Origin of the sequence: Terrabacter sp. Soil810 (assembly GCF_001429645.1) — a bacterium.
In the GTDB taxonomy this organism is placed as follows: domain Bacteria; phylum Actinomycetota; class Actinomycetes; order Actinomycetales; family Dermatophilaceae; genus Terrabacter.
Window position 1 is genome coordinate 1 of record NZ_LMSW01000002.1, and the last position, 6,975, is coordinate 6,975.

General features: G+C 66.7%; 3 protein-coding genes. 2 read left to right on the top strand and 1 reads right to left on the bottom strand.

The window, feature by feature from the left end:
• Positions 1 to 598 precede the first annotated feature (598 nt).
• Complete coding sequence (locus ASG96_RS03900; protein ID WP_057586769.1) at positions 599 to 1,849, top strand: IS256 family transposase; 1,251 nt, start codon at positions 599 to 601, stop codon at positions 1,847 to 1,849.
• Between the two features lie 76 nt (positions 1,850 to 1,925).
• On the opposite strand, the gene ASG96_RS03905 is transcribed toward ASG96_RS03900, so the two are convergent.
• Positions 1,926 to 2,420 carry an IS110 family transposase gene (locus ASG96_RS03905; RefSeq protein ID WP_057586771.1) on the bottom strand — a complete coding sequence of 165 codons (495 nt, stop codon included), beginning with the start codon at positions 2,418 to 2,420 and terminating at the stop codon, positions 1,926 to 1,928.
• 526 nt (positions 2,421 to 2,946) lie between these two features.
• Here ASG96_RS03905 and ASG96_RS03910 point away from each other — a divergent pair.
• Positions 2,947 to 6,573 carry an NACHT domain-containing protein gene (locus tag ASG96_RS03910; RefSeq protein WP_162262008.1) on the top strand — a complete coding sequence of 1,209 codons (3,627 nt, stop codon included), beginning with the start codon at positions 2,947 to 2,949 and terminating at the stop codon, positions 6,571 to 6,573.
• Positions 6,574 to 6,975 lie beyond the last annotated feature (402 nt).

Sequence of the window (6,975 nt, forward strand, 5' to 3'; positions counted from 1 at the left end):
CCCACACCGCCTGCGGGAACAATCCACCCATCACCCGATTGACCAACCTGTCGGGTCAGTACACCTAGAGCAGGGTGCCGGCAAGGTCTGGCGTGAGGCCGAACAGACAGCAACCGTGATAGCAACGCGCCCGTACTTAGCCAACCTCCCACGCACTCGGTTAGCGAAGTGAGCCGCTCAGCCACACACCGCACGGACGCTTCGACAAGACCGCCGACACCTGAAAATCGGAAGGTCGGCGGTTCGACCCCGCCCCTGGCCACCACCCAAAACCGCAGGCCAGACGCCGTCTGACCTGCGGGTTTGCCGGTTCTGCGAGTCGTTGGCGGGCCGGCTTGGGGCGGTTGGCAGTGACCGTGGGTGACCGCGACACGCCGACGATCGCCGGGAGTTATCGCACGAGTTATCGCACGACGTATTGACGTCGAACGATCGCCGGCTCGTGTGAGCCATCCTCGGACCGGTTCGTTCCCGGGCTAGTTGAGTCCAGCAGAGTGGTGTACGACGAGGTGACTTGCCCGGGCATCGACATGGGCGCGGTCACCGCGTGATTCTTCGAGAGATCTCCTACAACCCACTCGAAGAGAAAGTCACTGCGATGACCGCACGCTCCAGTATCAAGGACCCAGCCGGGTTCCTGCACGAGCACTTGTCCCAGGCGAGCCCGGACCTGTTGCGCGAGCTGATGGAAGGGTTCGTCAACACGCTGCTGTCCGCGGATGCGGACCGGGTCTGTGGCGCCGCCTACGGCACCCGCGACCCGGATCGGGTCACCGCGCGCAACGGCTACCGCCACCGCGACCTCGACACCAGGGTCGGGACACTGGACGTGGCCGTGCCGAAGCTGCGCGAGGGCGCCTACTTCCCGGACTGGCTGCTGCAGCGTCGGCGCCGCGCGGAAGCGGCGCTGACCTCGGTGGTCGCGACCTGCTACCTGCTCGGGGTCAGCACCCGCCGGATGGACAAGCTGGTGCAGTCACTCGGGATCACCGGCCTGTCGAAGTCGCAGGTCTCGGTGATGGCCCGCGACCTCGACCAGCTGGTCAAGGACTTCCGGGAACGGCCCCTGGACACCGGCCCATACACCTTCCTCGCCGCGGACGCGTTGACGATGCGGGTGCGCGAGGGTGGCCGGGTCGTCAAGGTCGCGGTCATGCTCGCCACCGGCGTCAACGCCGACGGCTACCGCGAGATCCTTGGCGTGGCAGTCTCTTCCGCCGAGTCCGGCGCCGGCTGGAACTCCTTCTTCAAGGACCTCGTGGCCCGCGGCCTGAACGGCGTGGCCCTGCTGACCTCCGACGCACACGCCGGCCTCGTCGAGGCGATCGGGGCCAACCTGCCCGGCGCGTCCTGGCAACGCTGTCGCACCCACTACACCGTCAACCTCATGGCCGTGTGCCCGAAGCACGCGTGGGGTGGGGTCAAAGCGATGCTGCACTCGGTCTTCGAACAGGTCGACCCCGATGCCGTGCACGCCCAGTACGACAAGCTGCTCGACCACACCGCCGCCCTGCCCGAGGTCCAGGCCCACCTCGACGCCGCCCGCGAGGAGGTCCTCGCGTTCACCCCGTTCCCCAACGGGCTGTGGCGCCAGATCTGGAGCAACAACCCCAACGAGCGGCTCAACCGCGAGATCCGCCGCCGCACCGACGTGGTCGGCATCTTCCCCGACCGGGCCTCGCTCATCCGCCTCGTCGGGGCCGTGCTGGCCGAACAGAACGACGAGTGGGCCGACGGCCGCCGCTACCTCGGCCTTGAGATCCTGACCAAGGCCAGGCTCACCATCGTCCCCACCACCAGCACCGACCAGGAGCAGGAGCCCACCACCACAGGCGCCCTCAGCGCCTGAACAACCACCAACGACGGATCACCGTCGTACACCACTCACCGGGACTTGACCTCCCGGGCTCCACGGCCGGCCCACGTCATGTGGGAATAGTGCAGCGCCACACCCGGGACGTCCGCGCCAGTCGGCAGATACGCCGGGGACTGTGGGGGTGGTCGGCCGCATGCTGCCGATCGTGGCGCAAGCCCTTGACCAGGCGCGGGGCGTGGGTAGGCAGTCGGCGTCCAGGCGAAGGGTGGGAGGCGGCCAGGCGTGCGTCGATCGGGTCGGACTTGCCCCGGCGCCGCTCGGACCATTTGGGTCGTTCGACCTCGACGACGACCAGGCCGGCGGCTTGGACGGCTCGCGACAGACCGATGCCGTAGCTGCGGGTGCCCTCGAGTCCAACCGCGATCCGAGGGCCTGGCGCGTGCTCGGCGATCCATGCGATGACGGTTGCGAAGCCCTCCTCATCGTTGTCGATGGTCAGCGTCGAGATCGTCGCCCCGGTAGGTCTCGTGAGCTCGAGCGTGTGGGTGTCTCGGTGGGTGTCTCCGCCGACGACAGCGTCGAGGACCTCGGCAAGCAGCGGCATGGGATCAGGCCTCCTCGATGAGCGGACGGGCGACGGCTTGGTCGGGAACTCTCACCGTGGGGCGGCATATCTGTGAAGGGTCACGGCCCTGCAGGGCGCGGACAGGCTTCTGATCAAGCCAGCAAGGTGAGGACCACGACGGTGTCGGCGCGCCGGACGACGAGTCCTTCGCAGAGCACGCCGACGGCGGCCAGATCACGCGCGAGTCAGCCCCGCGCACCGACACCGATCTTGGCAGCGATCCGACCAGAACCGCCGCGACACACACTCACAAATCACGCGGTGACCCCACCCTTGTCTGCAGGGGCACGCTCACCGGTGTCGTCCTACACTAACGCTATGGACTAAACTTCGTACCTTTCCTGCGGCACGGCATTCACCTTCTGACTGCCTGCGTCGTTGGCGTGGGAATGCGGCTTGGTGCCCGAAACCGTTCCGCTGGCAGTTGGGTACTCGTCGTCGGGGCTGAGGCAAAATGCATATGAGAGCCGCTACAGGCCCTAGACGCGGGCGCGAAGGTAGAAGAATGGTGGCCAACATGCTCATACCGTCACCGCACGGCCCTGGGGCTGCAGTGCCGGAGGACCTTGCGGCGGCCGCGCGCGAGTTCACGGGGCGGGCCTGGGCGATCGAGCGGATCGATCGCTGGCTCGGCCACAGAGAGGGGAGCAGCTTCCTTCTCGTGGGCGGGCCGGGGACGGGCAAGTCGACGCTCGCTGCTCGGCTCGTCCAAATCTCCGCTGGCGGGCCGACAGCCGAGGACCACCCGCGGCTGGGCGCAGACGTCCTCACGTACGCCCACTTCTGCCGGGCCCTGGATCCGGCCGCTCTCGACCCGGTCCGCTTCGTGGAGCTGCTTGCCAGCAGCCTGGCTGATCGCCTCCAAGCGTACGCCGTCGCGCTCACGAAGGTCGGCGAGCAGAAGATCAAGATTTCGGTGAGGCAGGAGGTCCAATCAGCAGAGTCCGGAGCGCAGATCACGGCGGTCAGGATAGATTCTTTGCGTGTTGGCGAGCTCTCAGCCGAACTGGCCTTCGAGCGCCTCGTACGGCGGCCTTTGGTCATGCTGGCCGATGAGGGCGTCGAGGTCGCGGTCGTCGTCCTTGTTGACGGAGTCGACGAAGCGCTCACGCTGCGTGGCACTGAGAGTTTGGTGACGCTTCTCGGTGGCATTCTGAGTGGGCGGCTCCCGCCGGGGGTCCGATTCATCCTGACGAGTCGCCGGGATCCGCGGACGCTGGAGCTACTGGGGCCGGCTACGCTCGACATCGAGAAGGACGCACCTCCGGACGTCGATGACGTGCGGGAGTACGCGCAGCGGCGTCTTTGCGAGCTCCCCGACCCCAGTCGCGCCAGCGCCGCCGAGCAGATCGCTGTGGCGGCGAAGGGGAATTTTCTCTATGCCCGGTATGTCGTCGATGAGTTTCTCGCTGAGCGGGGGCTGGCTCAGCGCGCGCTGGCTCTTCCCGAGGGTCTCGACGGCCACTATCGAGCGTTCCTCAGGCGAGAACTCTCCCGCAAGGGCGAGTCTTGGCGGGATCGCTACCGGCCGGTGTTGGGAGCCCTAGCGGTCGCACGCGCGGAGGGACTATCGAGCGCGCAGCTGGCGGGAATCACGTCCCTCAAACCGTCGGAGACCGACGACGCCCTTAGCGATTGTGCTCAGTACCTGAGCGGGCCATCGATTACCGGCGGCTATCGCATCTATCACGAGTCGTTTCGACAGTTCCTGTTGAGAGAGACGACCTATCAGGTCTACCCGCACGAGGCTAACCTCGCCGTGGCTGAGTACTTCATCGACGCATACGGCGAGGCTTGGCTGGATAGCGACGACGACTACGCGCTGGCCTTCACCGTAACGCACCTGCTCGACGCCATCCGCGGGATCGACAAGGTCTCCGCGAGAGCTCCCAGGAGCCAACTCATGCGGCTGCTCGCTGACCTCCGTTTCGTCGAGGCGAAGACACGGCGGCTGGGCATCGACGAGGTACTGGCCGATCTGCGCGCCGGGCACGAGGCAATTCCTGAGGACCAGGGGATACGTGAGATGTTTAGTGTGCTGGATCTCCAGGCGCACGACCTCCGGAGCTGGACGCCAGAACCCTTCCCCCAGCTGTTCGCTCAGCAGGTGCTGGACCGGGCGTCGGTGGTGGAAGCCACGGGACCGTTGACGGCGGCGCGGGCACGGCTTGAGCAACTCCACCGTCCGTACCTGGAGGCCCGCTGGCGGACGGCGGAGGAGTCGGTCTGCCTGCTCCGAACGATCCGGCACGGCGGCGGATGGGTGCTTGGCTGCGGCGGCGTGGGTTCGGCCGCTGTGGTGGCAACCGGCTCCCCGGGCGGAACGGTCCAGGTGTGGGAGGTTGAGTCTGGCCTGCTGCGACAAAGCTTCGCCGGCGACGGTCCGGCTATTACCTCACTTGCAGTGACTCCGGACGGCGGCTCGGTCCTTGCTGGTTGTGCGGACGGGACGCTTCTGGCGTGGGACGTCGTCAGCGGCCTCGGCCGCCGCTTCGCGCAAAGACCCAGCAGTCAGGTCGTTAGCCTGTGCCTCTTCTCGGACGGCAGCCGCGCGCTCTCAGCGTCGGCGGATGGCACCTTGGGCCTGTGGGACGTGGAGACGAGGACGCTCAGGCGGACGCTTATGGGATCCGGCGGGGTGGTGAACGGGGTCGCGGTCACCTCCGACGGACGTCGAGCGGTGTCGATTTCCGCAGACAGGACAGTGCGGGTCTGGGACGTCGACAACGGTGCCGAGCAAGCGGTCATGCATGCGCACCAGGACCTGATGCTGAGCGTGTGCGTCCTCCCCGGAGACCGACACGCCGTGTCTGGATCGTGGGATGGGCAGATGCGTTGCTGGGAGCTGCACGCCGATGGGACGGTGACCGCCGCGGCCGAGATGGTCGCGAAGCTCGACACGAGTGGCGGCCCAGTCTGGGGACTGGTGCCAACATCTGCCACCACCGTCCTAGCCGCTCGCGACGACGGGATGGTTGAGCATTGGGACCTAGCGAACGGGAGGCGCTTGGGTCTGCTCAGCGGTCACCGCAGCGCGGCCCGGGCGGTGACGATGAGTGCCGACGGGAGGCGAGCTGTGTCCGTCGCGGAGGACCAGACGCTGAAGGTTTGGGATTTGACCGTTCCGGCCGAACCCGGGGTGCTACGTGGACACGGGATCGAGGTAACCTCCACGGCGGTGAGCTCGGACGGCAGTTTGGCCCTATCGAACTCTCGAGTCTATGGACGAGTCAAGGCTTGGGATGTGCGCGAGGGCCAACAGATTTGGGAGCACAGCCGCGACACGGAGTACGAAAGGGTCGCGATCATGGAACCGGGCTCGCGGGCGTTGCTCTGCGCGAAGGGTCCGCACAGCAGCGCTTTCGTCCTCGAGACCCACTCAATCGCCGCCCGCAACGAGCCAAACCAGATCGTCTTGTCCCTCGGCTCGGTGCTGTGGAGCAGTGGTAATTGGGTCCTCGCCGCTGGGAAGGAGTACGAGGAATCTGAGCCCGCGGGCACGGCCAAGGTCGAGATGGACGTGTTCATGGGATTTGGGGCCGTTGGAATGCAACGAGAGCGTCTTGTATATAGGGTTCTCGACGCGTCGTCGGCCGAGGTGGCCCACATGCTGTCAGTCGACCAAGTCTCAGGCTGGCCCAGCGCCGCCGCGATTACGCCGGACTGTCGCCGTGTCGTCGCCATCTCCAGCCCGACGCGAGACAGCACCGGCACCGTCCTGTCGTGGGACACCTCGACAGGTGAGGTCCGGACGACTGCCGGGCCGGAATCCGGACACGTCTTTGGCATGGCGGTGACTGCGGACGGGTCCTACGCCGCCGCGGGACTGAGTGACGGCTCCATCGATGTCTGGGGTCTTGACGACGGAAGTAGACGATCTGTTGCGCCCGATGTGGGTCAGATAATGGGGCTGGCTCCGCTGGACGGATGGAAGATCGTCTCCGTCTCCTCTGAGGGTGTTCTGATCGTCTGGGATATGAGCGTGCCGCGCCAACTCGCTCGAACCTTCGTCGGGCATTCACTCAGCAGTGTGGCTGCCACACGCGACGGCTCAACGATCTTCGTAGGTGACAATTGGGGAAACGTGCACGCCTACAGCCTGAGAACCCCTCACTCACCCGAGGTCTCCTAACTATTCATCGTGGATCCTGCCCCCGGCGTGGAGAAGCAACCGCGCCCGCACCCGGCCCTCCGGTCCGCTGCACATCCCGGAGCTCGCCGCAAGCCAGCCCGCGATCCTGCCCGCCGACGACGCCGGACCCGCGATGCGCGCCCCCGCGCCGAAGCCAGCAAACAACTACTCGGCAACGGCTACTGCACCCGCCCCCTCGCGCTCGACTGCCCCTACGACACCATCGGTGAATCCTGCATCATGTTGTTCACCACCATCGAATACCGTCCCACCATCCAGGCCAAACCCGACGACGCCCACGCCAAAGGCCCAACCGGACGACAAGACATCCACGATGCGCAGCTCAAACGCCTCGACGACCCCCCCCCCCCCCCCCCCCCCCCCCCCCCCCCCCCCCCCCCC